This is a genomic window from Mahella australiensis 50-1 BON, assembly GCF_000213255.1.
Taxonomy (GTDB): domain Bacteria; phylum Bacillota; class Clostridia; order Mahellales; family Mahellaceae; genus Mahella; species Mahella australiensis.
In genome coordinates, this window is record NC_015520.1 from 1,498,060 (window position 1) to 1,514,875 (window position 16,816).

Genomic DNA, 16,816 nt, shown 5'->3' on the forward strand with positions numbered 1-16,816 from the left:
ACCCTACTTAGCTCCTGAAAGCAGAGCCTTTTCCACGTCTTTGAGGTTAATCGGCTCCAATTTCTGCCCCTGACGTTGTAAGCGCAGGCTATTGACCAATGCCCTTGCGGTATCCAAAGACGTGAGGCATGGGATGGATTGCTCTACTGCCAACCGCCGTATCTTAAATCCGTCCCTTTGAGGCTGCCTGCCTTTGGTAGGCGTGTTTATAACGAACTTCACCTTGCCTTCGAGCATTAGATCCATTATATTAGGGCTTCCTTCGTTAATTTTGTTAACGACGTTGGCGGCTACATAGTTGGCGTTAAGCACATGGGCGGTACCGGCTGTGGCCACTATATTATACCCCATATCTTGAAATGCCTGGGCTATCTCGATTAATTCATATTTATCGGCGTCAGCTACGGTCATCAGCACATAACCGCCGTCAGATACAGCATCTAATTTTATGCCGCTGGCCAATAGACCTTTATATAGGGCTTCTGAATACTCTTTTGCTATGCCCAGCACTTCGCCTGTGGATTTCATCTCCGGCCCCAAGCCTACCTCCACATCCGGCAGCTTATCGAATGAGAATACAGGCACTTTTACCGCTATATATTCGCCGGCTGGATGCAATCCCGTGCCATAGCCCATATCGCGAAGTTTCTCTCCCATAACGGCCCTAGTAGCGAGATTAACCATCGGTATACCAGTTACCTTGCTTATATACGGGACGGTACGGCTGGAACGTGGATTTACTTCTATTATATATACATCGTCGTTATATACGATAAACTGTATATTGACCAAACCTATGACATGCAATGCTTTAGCTAATTTATAAGTATAGTCCACTATAATATCCTGATGCTTCGCTGATATATTCTGCGCCGGATATACCGATATGCTGTCGCCCGAATGTACGCCTGCTCTTTCGACATGCTCCATAATACCGGGGATCAGTATGTCCTGCCCATCGCATATGGCATCGACCTCTAGCTCTTTGCCCATGAGGTATTTATCGACCAGTATAGGATGTTCCTGCTTTACGCGGTTGACTATGCCTATATATTCTTCTATGTCTTTATCGGAATGAGCTATCTCCATGCCCTGACCACCGAGTACATACGATGGCCTCACCAACACAGGATAGCCAAGTTTGTTGGCTGCATCCATAGCCTCTTGAACAGTGAATACCGTTGCTCCTGCCGGCCTTGGTATATTCAGTTCATTGAGGAGCTTATCGAACTCCTCTCTATCCTCAGCCATATCTATATATAGTGGTTGCGTCCCTATTATAGGCATGCCCATGTCAGCTACTGGTTTGGTCAGCTTTATGGCCGTTTGGCCGCCGAATTGAACCACTACGCCCAATGGTTGCTCTGCTTCGAGAACATTGGCCACATCTTCGGCAGTCAAAGGCTCAAAGTACAGCCTATCGGATGTATCAAAATCAGTGCTGACGGTTTCAGGGTTATTATTGATAATTATGGTACCGTAGCCGGCTTCTCTCAACGCCCATACACAATGCACCGAACAATAGTCGAATTCTATGCCTTGACCTATGCGTATAGGGCCGGAGCCTAACACGACTACTTTCGGCTTGTCGAATGGCCGCCAGTCATCGCCTTGATCATATGTCGAATAATAGTACGGACTGACCGCTTCAAATTCGGCGGCACATGTATCCACCATCTTGAATACGGCTTTTATGCCGTACTGTTTCCTTAATTGCCTTACCTCATTCTCTGACATACCCAACCATTTTGCTATGGCTGCATCTGCAAACCCCATTTTTTTTGCCTTGAGCAGCGTTTCTTTATCGAGGGTATCACAACTCAATGTTTTTATATGTTCCTCTAAAGCAACTATATTGTTGATTTTATTCAAGAAGAAAAAGTCGATTTTTGTTATATCGTGTATATATTCCATGCTGAAGCCCCTGCGCAAAGCCTCAGCCACAACGAACAACCGTTCATCGCTTATCTCCGCTACCCTGGATTTGATCTCCTCGTCGGACAAGTGGTGTATATGATCCACTTCCAGCGAATATATGCCCAGCTCCAAGGAGCGCACTGCTTTGAGGAGACTGGCTTCGAGGTTTGTGCTTATAGCCATAACCTCGCCCGTAGCTTTCATCCGCGTACCCAGCGTCTTTTCGGCGTACACGAACTTATCGAATGGCCACTTGGGTATTTTAGTGACCACATAATCCAGCGTAGGTTCGAAACATGCATAAGTTTTGCCGGTAACGCTGTTTATTATCTCATCCAGCGTATACCCTACAGCTATCTTAGTGGCAACGCGCGCTATGGGATATCCGGTGGCTTTGGATGCCAATGCACTAGAACGGCTTACCCTCGGATTCACCTCTATCACAAAGTAATCCATGCTGTTCGGATCCAATGCAAATTGGACATTGCAGCCTCCTTCTATTTCCAAAGCGTTTATTATATTTATAGAAGCTGACCGCAGCATCTGATATTCCTTATCCGACAGCGTCTGCGATGGGGCCACAACTATGCTATCCCCGGTATGGATGCCTACGGGATCTATATTTTCCATGTTACAGACGGTGATACAGTTTCCATTGCTGTCGCGCATAACCTCATATTCTATTTCCTTCCATCCTGCTATTGAAGGCTCCACTATCACCTGATGTACGCGGCTCAATCTTAATCCATCTGAGGCTATACGGCGCAGTTCGTATTCATCGCGGGCTATGCCGCCCCCTGTGCCTCCTAGCGTATATGCCGGCCGCACTATTACAGGGTATCCCACCTTCCGGGCAAAAGCCAGTGCCGTATCGAGATCGTTGGCTATAACGTTATCCACTATGGGTTCGCCTATCGCTTTCATGGTCTCCCTGAAAGCCTCACGGTCCTCGGCCTTCCTTATAGATTGTGCCGATGTGCCCAACAGTTTTATATTATATTTATCGAGTATGCCCTTTTCAGCCAGCTCCATTGCCAAGTTCAAACCGGTCTGACCTCCCAGAGTAGGCAACAGGCTGTCCGGATGCTCTCTTTGTATTATAGCTTCTATCATATCTACGGTTAATGGTTCAATATAAACATTGTCGGCCATGTTCGTATCGGTCATGATGGTGGCCGGATTGCTATTGACCAATACCGTTTCTATGCCCTCCGCCTTCAAGGCCTGGCATGCTTGGGTACCCGCGTAGTCAAATTCGGCGGCTTGACCTATAATTATCGGCCCCGAACCTATGACCATGACCTTTTTCACATCATCTCTTTTTGGCAATGTATTTATACTCCTCCTATCTCTTCATTATCATAGCGGTGGCTATGTCATTTCTCATATCTATGGCTTCGCAACGCGCAGCCTGATAAAATTCTTCGGGCTTGAAGGCTTTGCTCCATTTATCGCTTTTGTAAGCGCATATAATACTGCGCGAAGCGTTTACTATAGCGCCCAGGCCGTGTTCGTCGAAACCGTTTATTATATCCTCGGCAGATGCGCCTTGTGCGCCGTAGCCAGGCACCAAGAAATAAGTATGTTTCATATCCTGTCGCAGACGCAGCAACTGCTCCGGATAAGTAGCTCCTACCACTGCGCCTACAGCGCTGTAGCCAAACTGGCCTATAACATCCTGCCCCCATTCTTCCACAAGCTGCCCCACTATCTGATATATACTTTTGCCATCTCGAGTTACCACATCCTGAACCTGCCCGGAAGATGGATTGGATGTTTTTACTAGTATGAACAAGCCCTTATCATAGGCTTTACATGCATCTACAAATGGCTTTATGCCATCGAATCCCAGATACGGATTTACTGTTATAAAATCCACATCAAAGGCGTTTTGCGCCACACCATCATCTATAAAGGTTTGCCCAAGATAGGCTGTAGCATAAGCTTGAGCCGTGGCTCCTATATCATTGCGCTTGACATCGCCTATGACTATAAGCCCCTTGCTCTTGGCATAGCGCGCCGTATCGTTAAAGCATTTTATACCGTAGAAGCCGTACATCTCGTAATATGCCATCTGAATCTTGACTGCCGGGACTATATCATATACAGCATCTATTATGCTACGGTTAAACTCCAGTATAGCCTCGCATGCCATTTTCATATCGATACCGGAAGCAAAATACCGTCTTTTTATATGTTCCGGTACATATTCGATACGCGTGTCCAGGCCTATGACCGTAGGATTTTGCTTTGCTACCGACGTTTCTATGAGTTTATCTATTATCATTGCCGTCCCCCTTCGCAATTTGTCCGCCGTAAAGGGCATATCGTCCATTTACTATGGTATACAATACGCGCCCTTTTAATCGCATACCGTCATAGGGCGAATTTTTCCCATTAGATATGAATTTTCCTGTATCCACCGTATATTCGGCGTATGGATCCACTATAGCTACATCTGCGGGCAATCCAATCGATAATTGGCCGGCATTTATGCCCAATATATCGGCCGGCACATGCGTCATCTTGGCTATGAACTGCATAGGTTCGAGTATGTCGGTATCGACCAGATAGGTTATGCCTACAGACAGCGCCGTCTCGAAGCCTGATATGCCAAAAGCCGCATTATATATATCATCGCCCTTGCTTGATAGATCATGAGGTGCATGGTCTGTGGCTATAACATCTATGGTGCCATCTTTCAATCCTGATATTATAGCCTCTACATCGGATGGCGATCGAAGCGGCGGATTAACTTTAGCCGCAGTATTATAGCCTTCAGCCATTTCATCGCTCAGAGAAAAATAATGAGGGCATGTTTCACAAGTAACATTTATGCCCAAGCGTTTCGCCTGCCTTATCATTTCGACAGAGCCGGCAGTGCTGACATGGGCTATATGCAAACGCCCTCCTGTGGAAGCGGCCAATACGATATCGCGGGCTACAATGACCTCTTCGGCGGCTGCCGGTATGCCTTTCAATCCCAGGCGCGTGGCCACCGCTCCATCGTTTATAACGCCATCTGCCGCCAGTCCTTTATCCTCGCAGTGGGCTATGATGGGCATATCGAATGATAAAGCGTACTGCAAGGCCAATCTCATGATACGACTGTTTGCCACGCTGTCCCCGTCATCCGACAGCGCTACGGCACCGGCCTCTTTTAACATTCCAAAAGGTGCTAATTCCTTGCCTTCACGCCCTTTGGTTATACATCCGATCGGATAAACCTTTACTGCAGCCTCTTTCTCAGCTTTAAGGCGTATATATTCTACCATAAGCTTACTATCGATGGGGGGCTGGGTGTTAGGCATGCATGCTACCGATGTAAAACCGCCGGCGGCGGCGCTGCGCGTACCTGTATATATGGTTTCTTTTGATTCGTAACCCGGTTCGCGGAGATGGCAGTGCATATCCACCAATCCTGGAACTATCCATAATCCGCCGGCATCTATGACGCTATCGGCATCGCATTCTATATTATCATCTATAACCTTGATGAAACCTTCTTCTATAAGAAGATCCGATACCCTGTCGGTATGAGAAGATGGGTCTATTATACGGCCGCCTTTAACCAATATCCTCAATATCATCGCCTCCTCCTAATATAAGATACAATAATGCCATGCGTACGGCCACACCGTTTGTAACCTGCCGGCTTATGACCGATTGCGGTCCATTTATGATATCCGCGCTTATTTCCACGCCGATGTTGGCCGGCCTGGGGTGCATCAATATGGCATCACCCTTGGCCATAGCCAGCCTTTGAGCGTTTATACCGAAATAGCGTGTATATTCGGCCAGCGAAGGTACAAGGCCGGCGCTTTGCCTCTCCCTTTGCATGCGCAGGCCCATCACCACATCAGCGTCTTTTATGGCATACTCGACGTCGGACGATACTTGCGCTCCCATAGCCTCGATATCCTTCGGCAGCAGAGTGGGCGGCCCTGCAACTACAACCTGCGCGCCCATTTTGGTTAAGCCCCATATATTGCTGCGCGCCACGCGGCTGTGATATATATCGCCTACTATAGCGACTTTTAATCCATCCAAACAGCCTTTGTATTCAAGCATGGTATACATGTCCAAAAGGGCTTGGGTAGGATGTTCATTCATACCATCTCCGGCATTTATGATAGGTACATCGATCTTTGACGCCATGACGGTCGGAGCACCTGAATACGGATGCCTTATGACAATAGCATCGGCCGCCATCATGGCTATGGTATCCAGGGTATCTTCCAGCGATTCTCCTTTCGCCACGCTGCTGCCTTGTGCAGACATCGATACAACGTGCGCGCCTAAGTACTTGGCGGCTAGTTCAAAAGAAAGGCGCGTGCGCGTGCTGTTTTCATAGAACACTATAGCCACGCTTTTGCCAGATAAAAATTCCATATCCTTTTTGCCTTGTTGTAATAAAGCTTTCATCTTAGCCGTGGTATGCAATATTAGATCTATGGTATCTTTGGACATGTCTCTCAGGCCAAGTATATCATATCCATGTAATGCAGTCTGTCGCATTTATTCCTCCTTTTGTTCAAAAAAAGAGTAGTCGAAAACTACTCTTCTATAACGGCTTTATCCATGCCATCTATCTCTTTGACATATACCGACACGACCTCCGCACTGGAAGTGGGCACATTTTTGCCCACGAAATCAGCTCGTATAGGCAGTTCTCTATGCCCGCGGTCGATGAGTACGGCTAATTGGATTGATTTGGGACGGCCCATATCCATCAGCGCATCCATTGCCGCTCTGACTGTCCTACCGGTAAAGAGCACATCGTCGACCATGACGATTTTTTTATTGGCGATATCGAAAGGAATATCGGTAGTGGTGACTATGCATTTATCGGTGGCATCGCCGCGGTCGTCCCTGTATAGGGTTATATCCAAAACGCCGACTGGGGGCAACAAGCCTTCTACCTGTTGCATTTTATCAGCCAAACGCAAGGCTAAGGGCACGCCGCGACGGTGTATACCTATAAGCACCAGGTCGTCGACGCCTTTGTTGCGTTCTATGATCTCATGAGCTATGCGTGTTATGGCTCGATTTATTGCTATTTCATCCATTATCAGGGCTTTTTCTTTCATCATATTCATCTCCGGGCATAAAAAAATCTTACCTGTGCGGTAAGATTTTACAGATATTTTCTTGCTCTTTGAACTGCAATAACCTTACCAGCCTCACAGGGCCAATTTAAAGGTCGTATACAAATTTTTTATAGTATATCATAAAGAAACAGCGATGTCTATAGGGAATTTTTATGTGTCCTTATACGCTTACACCGAAATAGCCCTGTACTATCAGGCCGAAGATATAAGAAACTCCGGCGGCACCCAAGCCGGATACTACCATCTCTATTATCTTACCCTTTATATTCGCATTGCCTGCAGATATTGAGACTATGGTAGCTACTGCAGCGAGCGCAATGCCCGCCAGAACAGCCGACAGTATGAGCGCTGATATTGAGGATGGCAGCAAAAAGTACGGCAGTACGGGAAAGGCTACCCCCACTATATAAGCAAGCCCGGTAAAAGCCGCCGAACGTATCTCATTCTCGTCGTTCTCCTCTATCAAAAGCTCTATCATAGACTCTTGGTTTTCACCTATCCTATCGGTAACTTCTTTCCCCACATCTTCGGGCATACCGGATTCGGTAAGTTTATCGAGCAATTCCTGTTTGGCCCTGTCCTTGGATACTCCAAAAAGCAATTCCATTTTCCTCCGTATCCCTTCGTTTACCTGCCTTTGCGACCTTACCGATATAAATGTGCCGATAGCCATCGACATCGCCCCCGCCAATCCTACTACAAGGCCGTTTATGCCAACGAACAAAGGATTGGACGGGTATACTGCCGAAAGCCCCGTCACCGCTCCTAAAAGCTCTACCAAGCCGTCGTTCATACCTAGTATGAAATCCCTAACGTTGTTTACCGGCATCACGCTCTTTTGGTTCTCAAAGAAGCTCTCATGATCCAATTCATCCTCGATTATCTTATTTAACCCTTCTTTTTCTTCTGTAGTTAAGTCCCCCGATGAAAGGAACTCGGCGTAAGCCTCTATGCTAGTGGATTCTCCCATTTCAAGGATCGACGTATAAAGCCCGGCGCCAAGCAGTTTCCTCAAAAATTTAGAAAGCGTTAGTTTTAGATTGCCAGTGCTTGACTTCGGTTCATATCCTCGATTTTTCAAAAATATATACCAAAATTTAACATGTTCTGCTTCGATATCATGAAGTTCGAGAAATTTGCTCTTGTTTGCGCTGTCGCTTTCGCTTTTAGCCAAATAAAAATACAGTTTGGCTGCATCGAATTCCTCTTTGTAAAAGGAATACGCTTTTTTTATACTATCTGTCACCATCATCGCCCCCTATAATATATTGCATATAGATCACGTCCAGCCATCGATCGAATTTATAGCCAGCTTCCCTTATACATCCTGCAGTCTGAAAGCCCATCTTCCGATGAAGTTTTATGCTGGCTTCATTATCGCCGGCTATAACAGCTATGATATTATGATACTTAAATCTTTTGGCACTGCCTACAAGATGCTGTAAAATAAGCGTGCCAGCACCTATGCGCTGGTACTCTGGATCTATATATATCGAATCCTCAACGGTAAATCTATAACCTGGTCTCGCAGCAAACTGGCTTAAACTGCCCCATCCTATTACGTCCTTGTTATATGTAGCTACCAACACAGGATATCGATTATTATGAGATAAAAACCATCTATATCTGTCATCCATAGACGGAGGCTCTATATCGAATGAGGATGTAGTATGCAGCACAGCATACCTGTATATGCGGTTTATATCCTCTAAATCTCCGACCACAGCATTCCTGACAACGATGCCCATAAATGCGGTTTTACCCCCTTATACGTGAAATATAGTATAACCTATTATAGCAGATTTGTGTCCATAATACCATCCGCATTTGCATTTACCACTGTAGGGGTCTATAATATTAGCATGGTAACCAATCAACTATTATTTGCAAGAAAGGGTTTGCTGTAATGTCTCATAAAGATGAAGAGAATATGATCAAGGAGGAAATTGAGGAAGGATATCCGGAAATATTGGGAAATACACTTCAAAAAAATTTTTTTGTAGAAGAATTAGCGCAAAATGAATCATTATTAAATAAACGCATATGGACATTGGCATGGCCGGCCATGTTGGAGCTGTTGCTTATGTCTCTTTTCGGTATGATCGATATGGTCATGGTAGGAAATATAAACAAGCAATCTTTGGCAGCAGTCGGCTTGACTAATCAACCTACACAATTAGCCTTGGCTGTGTTTCAGGCCCTCAACGTAGGCAGCACGGCTTTAGTGGCGCGCTTTATAGGTGCGGGCGACAGAGAAAAGGCTAAAGCTGTAGTTCGGCAGTCGCTGGTTCTAGTGCTTATAATGGGCACAGCCGTTAGTATATTAGGATTCATATTTGCAGAAGACGTCGTAGCCTTTATGGGCGCAGAATCCGATGTATTGCCGCTTGGCACGATATACTTTCAAATAATATCGGTTGGATGGATATTCACCACTATATCGATGGGCATGGCAGCCGTATTAAGAGGCGTCGGCGACACTATGACGCCAATGCGTTACAATGTAATCTCAAATTTACTCAATGTGTTGGGCAACTATATATTTATATACGGCAAATTGGGATTTCCCGCTATGGGGGTGGCTGGTGCGGCCCTTTCCACTACTATAACTCGCAGCATAGCAGCAATTATGGCATTATATGTTATTTACAAGCCTGGTTCGAGCATAGGTTTATCGCTTAAAGACAACTACCGCTTCGATAAGGATTTATTAAAACGCTTGTTGAATGTGGGGCTGCCTTCTGCTGCGGAACAACTATTGCTGCGTACTGGGCAACTCGTGTTTGTACGCACGGTGGCCAGTTTAGGCACTGCTGTAATAGCTGCTCATCAGATAGTACTAAATGTATTCGGCCTATCATTTACGCCAGGGCAAGCTTTTGGTATGGCGGCTACTACTCTGGTTGGGCAAAGCCTTGGCGCTAGAAGACCCGATATTGCCGAACGATGCGGTTATGCAGCTCGCCGGATAGGTATGTATATAGCCATGAGTATGGCTGTTGCATTTTTCTTCTTTGGTTCTTACATAGCCGACCTATTTACAAATGAGCCGGATATAATAGCTATGGCGGCTACATCTATGAAAATAATAGCGGTTATACAGCCGATGCAATCGACGCAATTTATATTGGCCGGGGCTCTAAGAGGTGCCGGCGATACGCGGTGGCCTCTATACTCTTCATTTATAGGCATCTGGGGTATACGTATTGTATTGGCCAAATTATTTATAGAAATGGGATGGGGATTGGTCGGCGCATGGCTAGCGCAAGGGTGCGATCAGATATTTCGTTCCATATTCATTTACAGCCGCTATAAGACGGGGTATTGGAAAAAGATCCGAGTTTAGCCCGGATCTTTTTATGCTCTTATTTGTCCGTTACCGTATATAATGTACTTTATAGTGGTCAACTCCTTTAATCCCATAGGTCCTCTGGCATGCAGCTTTTGCGTGCTTATGCCTATCTCGGCTCCGAAGCCGAATTCTCCTCCGTCAGTGAACCGCGTGGAAGCGTTGACGTAAACGGCCGCGGCGTCTACTTCCTGTAAAAACCGCTGGGCATGTTGATAATCGTTGGTTACTATAGCCTCTGAATGTTTTGTGCCGTATTTATTTACATGTTCTATTGCTTGATCGATGCCGTCTACCACCTTGACAGCCAATATATAATCCAGGTATTCAGTAGCCCAATCCTCTTCTGTAGCAGCTTTACAACTCGGATATATAGAACACGTTACCTTGCAACCACGCAGTTCCACATTCTTTTGCTCCAAAGCTGGCAAAGCAACAGGCAAAAACGCCTCCGCTATGGCCTTATCTACGAGCAATGTTTCAGCTGCATTGCATACGGCCGGGCGACTGGTCTTTGCATTTACTATTATGTCGGTGGCCATGTTTATATCGGCGTCGCCGTCTACATAAACGTGACAATTGCCCACTCCTGTCTCAATAGTAGGTACAGTAGCATTCTCCACAACTGTACGTATGAGACCGGCACCACCCCGCGGTATCAGCACGTCTATATAGCCATGAAGTTTCATCATATCGACAGCGCTTTGCCTGTCGGTATCCTCTATTAATTGTATGGAGTTCTCGGGAATGCCGACTTGTGTTGCTGCTTTCGCTAATATATCCACAATGGCCTTATTTGAATTAATAGCCTCTGAACCGCCGCGCAGGATAACGGCATTGCCGGTTTTAAGGCATAAACCCACCGCATCTGCGGTAACATTGGGCCGCGCCTCGTATATTATGCCTATAACGCCCAGTGGCACACGCTGCTGGCCTATGAGCAAGCCATTCGGGCGCTTCCACATAGACACGACCTCACCCACAGGATCGGACAAATCCCTGACCATGCGCAAGCCATCGGCCATCTGAGCTATGCGTTTGTCATTTAACGACAATCTATCCAGCATAGCTGTACCGATACCGCGCGCTTTAGCATCGTTAATGTCATTTGTATTGGCGGATAATATTCTATCCTTATTGCTTTCCAAAGCGTCAGCCATGGCATCTAGCGCCTGATTTTTAATCGCGGTGGAAGCATTGGCTAATGGATAAGCTGCCTGTCTGGCCCGTTTTCCTATTTCTTGTACGCTCAACATATCGCGTTGCTCTCCTTCTTGCCGTTTTTATCAGGTATAAATACCGTACCTATGTCTTTGCCTTCTATGAGTTCATAAATATTATGCGGTTCATTGCCGTTGATTATAGCCATCGGTATGCCGTAACCGCCCGCTATCTTGGCGGCCATGATCTTGGTCCTCATGCCGCCCGTTCCCCTCTCAGTACCCTTATCGTCGGCTATGCTTTCTATATGGACGTCTATATCGTATACCTCCGGTATAAGCACCGCTCCGTCATGGCGGTGCGGATCGCAAGTATACAAGCCATCTATATCCGACAGCAATATGAGCAGCGAAGCATCGACCAACGCGGCCACTATAGCCGATAGCGTATCGTTGTCGCCGAATTCTATTTCTTCAGTTGCGACGGTGTCGTTCTCGTTGACAACAGGTATGACATTCATGGACAACAGCGTATTTAAAGTATTGCAAGCGTTTTTGCGTGTATGCAGATTATCTACTATATCCTTGGTCAGCAATACTTGAGCCGTAGTTTGGCCATACTCACCGAAAATCTTACCGTACACATGCATCAGTATACCCTGGCCTATCGCCGCCATAGCTTGCTTCTCAGCTATACTGGTCGGTGGGTGCAGCGGTCCCAATTTAGCGGCGCCCACGCTGATAGCGCCCGATGTAACCAGTATGACATCCTTACCCTGATTCTTGAAATCCGATAATACGCGGACCAGCCTCTCTATGCGCTGAAGGTTCAATTTGCCGGTATCGTATGTAAGCGTCGACGTACCGACTTTAACCACTATCCGCGTGCAATATTTAAGTCTCTCCCGAATATTTTCCACGAAAAATTACCCCGTCTTCGATAATATTGTTACTATTATTTTAATCCAGCATTGCGATTTTGGCAATAAAAAGGTTCATTATGTGTTATCTATTTTATCTATAAATTCTCTTGCTGTTACTATTTTGATGCCGTTATACCCCTTTACTTGAAGCAAATGTTGATCACCCGATATGATAAACTCACACTCGCCAACTACGGCGCATTCCAAAAAGATATTATCCTTGGGATCTTCTGTTATAACCTCTATTTTTAGCTGTGGATTTACCACAATCACCTGATCTAAAGATAAAAGTCTGTCCAACAGATCAAGCCTTTCTTTTATGCTGCCTAAAGCAGAGAATTTATCTCTGAGCAAAACGGCGCTGTACTCTTTCACAATTTCACCGCTTATAACAGGGATAAATCTACGCATAACCCAGTAATCGAGAACCTTTGCGGGAAAGCTTTTATTGCTGATCATGCCAGAAATTAGCACATTTGTGTCAATTACTGCCCGCATTTCGTTCTTCCTCTATTTCATTTTCCACGTCTGTTTCAGTAAGACCTGCTTTTTCAGCTCTGGCCCTAAATTCATTCAGTATTTGAGCAATCTCTGCTTCTTTAGCTTTTTCAGCTAACGCCTTTAGTTCATTGTACATCGAATAACCGATGATAACACCCTTTGGTTCTGACCTGGAAGATACGATTAACACCTCGCCTTTTTCTGCCTCTTCCAGATATTCGCCAAGCTTGGGCCTTATTTTATCTATACCAACTATTTTTTCCATTTTAGCACCTCGTTAATTTTAACATTCATCTTTACATATATGTTAACATATATCTTAATAAAAATCAATACATAATTTTACCGCAGTATATACCATACTTATTCCACACGCGTTAATACACCACCATCCATCTCATAGACAGTGTCGCATAGCGCCTCTATATCTTCCGCATAATGCGATGATAAGATAATAGTGGTGCCTTCTTGATTTAATTCTTTGAGCACCTTGCGAATTTCTATGACCCCTTGTTTATCAAGACCGTTCATAGGCTCGTCCAATATCAATAACGGCGGCCTTTCCATAATAGCCTGCGCTATCCCAAGTCGATGTCTCATTCCCAAGGAATACTTGCTGACATGCTTTTTAAGGTTAGGATCCAACCCCACTAGCTTCAGCGTTTCGTGAATTTCATCGTCCGATATCTTTCTGTGTATGGATGCAAGCAACTTGAGATTTTTATAACCGCTCATTGAATTTATGAAACCGGGATCCTCGATAACAATACCCATTTCTTGCGGTGCACCAACTTTAATAGCCTCACCTTTTATAAGAATTTTACCTGAGCTTAATATCATGAATCCGCAAATACATTTAAACAGCACTGTTTTGCCAGAACCGTTTCGGCCGATAATACCATGTATCCTGCCGGTTTCGAATTTGACCGTCACATGGTTTAAAGCGGTTGTATCCTTAAACTGTTTGACAGCATCGAATACCTCTACTATATACTCTGACATGTCAAAACTCTCCTTTATGTATCTCAAGGTCTCTTTTGCAAAACACTACAACAGAAATTATGCTTAATAAAGCAATAGCAATTAACAGACAAATAATTGCATATGTTGGCGATGGCATACTACCTGTGCCATGCCAATCAAGATAGCTGATGCTGCTCCAGGAAATAGGGGACAAATAATAAATCCATTTTCCGAGACTAATAGTACCAAGAAATGCCGAAAAATAAGCGATGCCGGTAAAGATGGCAGCAGCGACTATACCGACCATCTCCTCTATAACAATATTAAAACAGCAAATCAACACGCCGATAAATGCTGTAACCAACCAGAACATGGTAAATGACAAAATAGTTGCTTGTATGGGCGTCAATATATCAAGTAATTCTTCATACGGCATGAAATTAAGGGCTACCCCAGTTTGTTCCATGATCTCAGATGGCGATTTAGAAATTGCATACAACAATTGCCCCCAATCGGTTGTGAATTCTATTCTTGGGAGTAACATAAATATAGATATCAAGAAAAAACAGGATGTATACACAAAACTCGATAAATAAATATAAAGTACCTGGCCGATTATCCAGTCATATCGACCAATTCGTATAACTAAAAATGGCATGTGCCCATCCGCAAAAGGTGCATTGCAGTATAACATGGTGGTTAAACTACCAAAAATAATAAACATGGTAGGATGAGTCATAAAAAATGGGAACACCCATGGAGTAGCATTGACTTCAAGGTAAGCTGCTATTTTAGGTATATCTGAAAATGTATAATAGCCAAAAATAATGATAATAGCAAGGATCACGTACATGCGCGGAGTGATGATCCATTTCTTAAAATTGATTTTAGAGCATAGCACAATTTCTTTCAGATTATGCACGGCTTACCCTCCTTTTCATTTGTACTGTTGCAGCGATACCCATAAGGCTGCATAAAACTAAAACAGTTGTCAATTTTATAAGCAGTGTAGCAAACGGCGATCCTACATCATAAATCCCATCAAACCATAAAATCGGGTTTAAATATCCAGGAAGTTCTCGTCCGCTGGTAAAGCGAGTCAATGTGAACTGGAGCACCACGGGTGATGCTGCCGCAACAAAGCGATTTGGTATATAAACGGAAATCCACATTGCGCATACGGCCATCAATGCGCCAGTAAATCCGAAATGGGCTATATATAGGAGCATACCAAGTAAAACATAACCCTGTCCCATAAGAATTTCATAAGAATAATCCGTGCTCGAAATTGCAAATAGTGGGAACCATGGCATTAATATAACTATAAACAATATCATGCCTACAACAACTGTTAAAAAGCCGGATATAGCACTGACTACAATTTTTGAAATTGTATATCTTATTATACCAGCCCGCACAATCCAAAAATATACAGCTTTTTCCTCCCATTCTATAGCAAAACTGATCGCAAATGTAAACACTGGAATAATAGAAAGAATTATGCTAGCTGTCCCGCTCCCACCCATACTCAAGTACATAAAATACCAAATTGAAGAAAAATCGCTCTTCCTCAATAACCCCGATACAGCTCCAAGCATTATGCAACTCACGCCAGACGAAGAAAGCAAAAAACGCCATGATAATAATGCACGTCGGACATCTGTAGCAAAAAGATTTTTAAATTTCATCCATTATCTACCGCCGTTCTTATTTGTTTTCCAGTAAAAGCGTTTATGACAAAGTAAGTGTATTCATTTATCACTTCATTAGTTTCTTTCAATTTAATAGGATGGGAAATACAAAATACCCATGCCGGAACAAGCTGGAGCTCTTTCCCGTGATAAATTCCTACATAATTTAGTTCCATAGAGAATATTTTTGTTTCAGATGTTTGGATGGCTTTTTTGTAATCATCCAATACAATCTGTAATGCATCTGTAGGGCTAATGAGAGACCCTTCTCTTATTTCTTGTCCAAGCTCGTAAAGGCCTCTTGCTTGAACATTTATTATACCATCTTTTGAATAAAAAACAGAAACTTGCGTCTCGGTTGGCTCCCAATTCCTTTGAATTCCGTTTTCCCATAAGACATTTATAAGAGGAATATCATCGACAATTTGACGGAAATGGATAAGATAGCATTCATCGTCTTTAGACCACTGAATTTGATCTTTTGCTTCATCTTTACCCCTTGTATTTATATAGAGCTGATAATGGGCTTTCATTGTCTCAACATCCAGTGAGTAAACTTCTTGCATTGCAAGTGTTGGGAAACCGCATGCAGTAAGTACTTTTCCCGTCTCAGATACCGCCTCCTCATAGGTTGAAAAAGTTAGATTTTTTTTGACACTATAGTCCATTTTATTAGCATATCCAAGTGTTTGTGCTACACCATCTGGTAATCCGGGAGATGGGTTTATTACATATGATAATTTAGTTAGTAAATCATTTTCATCGTTAACAAGAGAATAAGCCAATCCACCCTTTACAGAGCCATCGTAAATATTAAGATATTCTGTCCATTTCCCGTTGCCCGCTTTAAATCCCGGTCCCTCAGCATAAATGTAGGTATCCAGAACATTATAGCGGAGAAGATGCTTAGCAGTTTTTTTCGGTTCCAGTTTTAGCCATGTGATATTGTATGCTTTTGCGGATGCTATTTCTGAAACGGTAGCCGGATCAAATGTAACAAAAAGATTTTTGGGCAATTTTATAGATTCTATGTATTCTGATAGAGCAATTTTTTGCGAATCGTTCGAAATGCTATTTTGTTCATCACCTTCACAACCTGCTGTAAGCAATATTATTCCTGCACAAATTAACAATATGATGATTTTTTTCACCACAGCATGTCCTTTCATAAAATACTATAAAATATTATAAGTAGGTAAAA

Annotated in this window: 16 protein-coding genes; 1 reads left to right on the forward strand and 15 read right to left on the reverse strand. The window is 44.0% G+C overall.

The window, feature by feature from the left end; translation table 11 throughout:
* Positions 1 to 3: 3 nt before the first annotated feature.
* The 7 genes from carB to MAHAU_RS07115 form a co-directional block, all read right to left on the reverse strand.
* Positions 4 to 3,246 (reverse strand): carbamoyl-phosphate synthase large subunit, encoded by a 3,243-nt coding sequence (carB, locus tag MAHAU_RS07085; protein ID WP_013781043.1) that lies wholly within the window; start codon positions 3,244 to 3,246, stop codon positions 4 to 6.
* 16 nt (positions 3,247 to 3,262) lie between these two features.
* Positions 3,263 to 4,204: an orotidine-5'-phosphate decarboxylase gene (gene pyrF / locus MAHAU_RS07090; protein ID WP_013781044.1), complete on the reverse strand. Its 942-nt coding sequence runs from the start codon at positions 4,202 to 4,204 to the stop codon at positions 3,263 to 3,265.
* Positions 4,191 to 5,501 (reverse strand): dihydroorotase, encoded by a 1,311-nt coding sequence (locus MAHAU_RS07095; protein WP_041644438.1) that lies wholly within the window; start codon positions 5,499 to 5,501, stop codon positions 4,191 to 4,193. The genes pyrF and MAHAU_RS07095 overlap by 14 nt, the downstream gene beginning before the upstream one ends.
* On the reverse strand, positions 5,485 to 6,435 hold the full coding sequence (locus MAHAU_RS07100) for an aspartate carbamoyltransferase catalytic subunit (RefSeq protein WP_013781046.1): 951 nt from the start codon (positions 6,433 to 6,435) through the stop codon (positions 5,485 to 5,487). Before MAHAU_RS07100 ends, MAHAU_RS07095 begins: the two co-directional genes overlap by 17 nt.
* A gap of 38 nt (positions 6,436 to 6,473) precedes the next feature.
* The gene (gene pyrR, locus MAHAU_RS07105) at positions 6,474 to 7,010 is read right to left on the reverse strand and encodes a bifunctional pyr operon transcriptional regulator/uracil phosphoribosyltransferase PyrR (protein ID WP_013781047.1); all 537 of its coding nucleotides are present in this window, start codon (positions 7,008 to 7,010) and stop codon (positions 6,474 to 6,476) included.
* A gap of 178 nt (positions 7,011 to 7,188) precedes the next feature.
* Positions 7,189 to 8,277: a VIT1/CCC1 transporter family protein gene (locus MAHAU_RS07110; protein ID WP_013781048.1), complete on the reverse strand. Its 1,089-nt coding sequence runs from the start codon at positions 8,275 to 8,277 to the stop codon at positions 7,189 to 7,191.
* On the reverse strand, positions 8,264 to 8,776 hold the full coding sequence (locus tag MAHAU_RS07115) for a GNAT family N-acetyltransferase (RefSeq protein ID WP_013781049.1): 513 nt from the start codon (positions 8,774 to 8,776) through the stop codon (positions 8,264 to 8,266). The genes MAHAU_RS07110 and MAHAU_RS07115 overlap by 14 nt, the downstream gene beginning before the upstream one ends.
* A gap of 158 nt (positions 8,777 to 8,934) precedes the next feature.
* Here MAHAU_RS07115 and MAHAU_RS07120 point away from each other — a divergent pair, with 158 nt between their 5' ends.
* Entirely contained in the window at positions 8,935 to 10,374 is a 1,440-nt protein-coding gene (locus tag MAHAU_RS07120) for an MATE family efflux transporter (protein ID WP_013781050.1), read from the forward strand.
* A gap of 11 nt (positions 10,375 to 10,385) precedes the next feature.
* On the opposite strand, the gene MAHAU_RS07125 is transcribed toward MAHAU_RS07120, so the two are convergent.
* From MAHAU_RS07125 to MAHAU_RS07160, 8 genes are all read right to left on the reverse strand, one after another.
* Entirely contained in the window at positions 10,386 to 11,633 is a 1,248-nt protein-coding gene (locus MAHAU_RS07125; RefSeq protein ID WP_013781051.1) for a glutamate-5-semialdehyde dehydrogenase, read from the reverse strand.
* On the reverse strand, positions 11,627 to 12,457 hold the full coding sequence (gene proB, locus MAHAU_RS07130) for a glutamate 5-kinase (protein ID WP_013781052.1): 831 nt from the start codon (positions 12,455 to 12,457) through the stop codon (positions 11,627 to 11,629). The genes MAHAU_RS07125 and proB overlap by 7 nt, the downstream gene beginning before the upstream one ends.
* A gap of 78 nt (positions 12,458 to 12,535) precedes the next feature.
* Entirely contained in the window at positions 12,536 to 12,958 is a 423-nt protein-coding gene (locus MAHAU_RS07135; protein WP_013781053.1) for a putative toxin-antitoxin system toxin component, PIN family, read from the reverse strand.
* On the reverse strand, positions 12,942 to 13,226 hold the full coding sequence (locus MAHAU_RS07140) for a type II toxin-antitoxin system prevent-host-death family antitoxin (RefSeq protein WP_013781054.1): 285 nt from the start codon (positions 13,224 to 13,226) through the stop codon (positions 12,942 to 12,944). Before MAHAU_RS07140 ends, MAHAU_RS07135 begins: the two co-directional genes overlap by 17 nt.
* 98 nt (positions 13,227 to 13,324) lie before the next feature.
* Complete coding sequence (locus MAHAU_RS07145) at positions 13,325 to 13,963, reverse strand: ABC transporter ATP-binding protein (RefSeq protein ID WP_013781055.1); 639 nt, start codon at positions 13,961 to 13,963, stop codon at positions 13,325 to 13,327.
* 1 nt (position 13,964) lies between these two features.
* Positions 13,965 to 14,846, reverse strand: coding sequence for a hypothetical protein (locus MAHAU_RS07150; protein ID WP_013781056.1), 882 nt, complete (start codon positions 14,844 to 14,846; stop codon positions 13,965 to 13,967).
* The gene (locus tag MAHAU_RS07155; protein ID WP_013781057.1) at positions 14,839 to 15,612 is read right to left on the reverse strand and encodes a hypothetical protein; all 774 of its coding nucleotides are present in this window, start codon (positions 15,610 to 15,612) and stop codon (positions 14,839 to 14,841) included. The genes MAHAU_RS07150 and MAHAU_RS07155 overlap by 8 nt, the downstream gene beginning before the upstream one ends.
* Positions 15,609 to 16,769: a hypothetical protein gene (locus MAHAU_RS07160; protein ID WP_013781058.1), complete on the reverse strand. Its 1,161-nt coding sequence runs from the start codon at positions 16,767 to 16,769 to the stop codon at positions 15,609 to 15,611. Before MAHAU_RS07160 ends, MAHAU_RS07155 begins: the two co-directional genes overlap by 4 nt.
* Between the last annotated feature and the right edge of the window lie 47 nt (positions 16,770 to 16,816).

Excerpts from the sequence above, each read along its gene's own strand:
- MAHAU_RS07155 (WP_013781057.1), bottom strand. The coding sequence starts at position 15,612 with ATGAAATTTAAAAATCTTTTTGCTACAGATGTCCGACGTGCATTATTA.
- MAHAU_RS07135 (WP_013781053.1), bottom strand. The coding sequence starts at position 12,958 with ATGCGGGCAGTAATTGACACAAATGTGCTAATTTCTGGCATGATCAGC.
- pyrR (WP_013781047.1), bottom strand. The coding sequence starts at position 7,010 with ATGATGAAAGAAAAAGCCCTGATAATGGATGAAATAGCAATAAATCGA.
- MAHAU_RS07125 (WP_013781051.1), bottom strand. The coding sequence starts at position 11,633 with ATGTTGAGCGTACAAGAAATAGGAAAACGGGCCAGACAGGCAGCTTAT.
- MAHAU_RS07115 (WP_013781049.1), bottom strand. The coding sequence starts at position 8,776 with ATGGGCATCGTTGTCAGGAATGCTGTGGTCGGAGATTTAGAGGATATA.
- MAHAU_RS07100 (WP_013781046.1), bottom strand. The coding sequence starts at position 6,435 with ATGCGACAGACTGCATTACATGGATATGATATACTTGGCCTGAGAGAC.
- MAHAU_RS07110 (WP_013781048.1), bottom strand. The coding sequence starts at position 8,277 with ATGGTGACAGATAGTATAAAAAAAGCGTATTCCTTTTACAAAGAGGAA.
- MAHAU_RS07140 (WP_013781054.1), bottom strand. The coding sequence starts at position 13,226 with ATGGAAAAAATAGTTGGTATAGATAAAATAAGGCCCAAGCTTGGCGAA.
- MAHAU_RS07145 (WP_013781055.1), bottom strand. The coding sequence starts at position 13,963 with ATGTCAGAGTATATAGTAGAGGTATTCGATGCTGTCAAACAGTTTAAG.
- pyrF (WP_013781044.1), bottom strand. The coding sequence starts at position 4,204 with ATGATAATAGATAAACTCATAGAAACGTCGGTAGCAAAGCAAAATCCT.
- MAHAU_RS07120 (WP_013781050.1), top strand. The coding sequence starts at position 8,935 with ATGTCTCATAAAGATGAAGAGAATATGATCAAGGAGGAAATTGAGGAA.